At 42.1% G+C, this 321-nt stretch carries 1 protein-coding gene; it reads right to left on the reverse strand.

What is annotated here, in order from left to right:
• Positions 1 to 321, reverse strand: a 321-nt coding sequence (locus AB4486_RS25895; protein WP_372119601.1) for a DUF2884 family protein, incomplete at both ends; no start/stop codon positions are given.

Here is a 321-nt window from a genome sequence, read left to right on the forward strand (position 1 = left end):
ATTAAAAGCACTAGAGATAAACTCTTGGTTAAAGATCTCTTTAGCTTTTTCGAAGTCTTCAGACCAACCATTGGCCATCGACTCAAAGCTGTCTGCAGGCAAAACCAGCTCGCCATCTTTGTAGTAACGGGCTTCTAGGTCTGCGAAAAACGTTTTCATCGACTCTTTTACGTTATCAAACGATTCTGGAGAGTCTAAACTAACAGCAATATCATCAATCACATCATTGGCTAATGCGAGACTTTCGCTTGCCATCTGCTTAGCTCGTGGTATGTACTCACTCATACTCTCACGATATTTTTCAATCGCCGCTTGTTGGTC

It is taken from the genome of Vibrio sp. 10N.222.55.C6, assembly GCF_041473395.1.
Lineage (GTDB): Bacteria > Pseudomonadota > Gammaproteobacteria > Enterobacterales > Vibrionaceae > Vibrio > Vibrio crassostreae_C.